At 46.8% G+C, this 857-nt stretch carries 2 protein-coding genes; both read left to right on the forward strand.

Annotation, left to right across the window (positions count from 1 at the left end; all coding sequences use genetic code 11):
• The coding region (locus tag PSI23_RS21630) for a putative phage tail protein (protein WP_273557000.1) at positions 1 to 362 on the forward strand (362 nt) is incomplete at its 5' end.
• Between the two features lie 54 nt (positions 363 to 416).
• Positions 417 to 857, forward strand: a 441-nt coding sequence (locus PSI23_RS21635; RefSeq protein WP_273557001.1) for a phage tail protein, incomplete at its 3' end; no start/stop codon positions are given.

The following is an 857-nucleotide window of genomic DNA, read 5'->3' on the forward strand; positions in this document are numbered from 1 at the left end:
CCATTGGCGAAATTGACAGCATTTCATTACGGCAAAAATCGGTTGTGTCTAAATTGCTGAAAACAGGCGGTCAGTCTAACCCGTATTTTATTGATTTGGCTGCCAAACTGGGGTTTAAAATCACCATCACCGAGTTTCGGCAGGCACGGGCAGGCATGTCTGCCTGTGGCGCAGCGATTAACGGTGATGACTGGCCATTTGTTTGGCGAATTAATGCACCTGCGACCACGATTAATTATGCAGTAGCCGGTGGGAGTTATTGCGGCGATCCATTGCGTTCGTGGGGAAATAAAAAACTCGAATGTCAATTTCAGAAAATTAGTCCGTCTCACACCATTTTACAATTCGGTTACAACCCGTAATCAGTAATTAATTAAATTTAAATATTAATCACCTTCATTGAGTGAGGATTCGTTATGCTAAAAATTGGTGATATTACAAATACCGCAGACGGAAATGGTGAATTTACCAACGGTAATGTGGCGGCAGGTGTAGCGCCAACCATATTGGATGCGGCGTGGTTTAACAGTGTTCAGCGAGAATTAATCAATGCACTGGCTGCCGCGGGCATTAAACCGAGTCAATCTGATGATGCCCAGCTGGCTGAGGCAATTAGGAAAATGATACAAAAATCCGTGCCCAATGCCTCACTCACCCAACCCGGCCTCGTCCAGCTCAGCAATGCCACGAAGAGCCACAGTGAAACGGAGGCGGCAACTTCTCGCGCAGTGAAGGATGCGTATAATTTAGCGAACGAAGCCTACGCTACCGCTTTTCACTGCTTGTCCCGAAATGAGAACGGGGCAGACATTGAGGACAAATCGGCGTTTTTGAAAAACCTGGGGTTAGGGGTCACG

The sequence above is a fragment of the Xenorhabdus yunnanensis genome, from assembly GCF_028598805.1.
GTDB classification, from domain to species: Bacteria; Pseudomonadota; Gammaproteobacteria; order Enterobacterales; family Enterobacteriaceae; genus Xenorhabdus; species Xenorhabdus yunnanensis.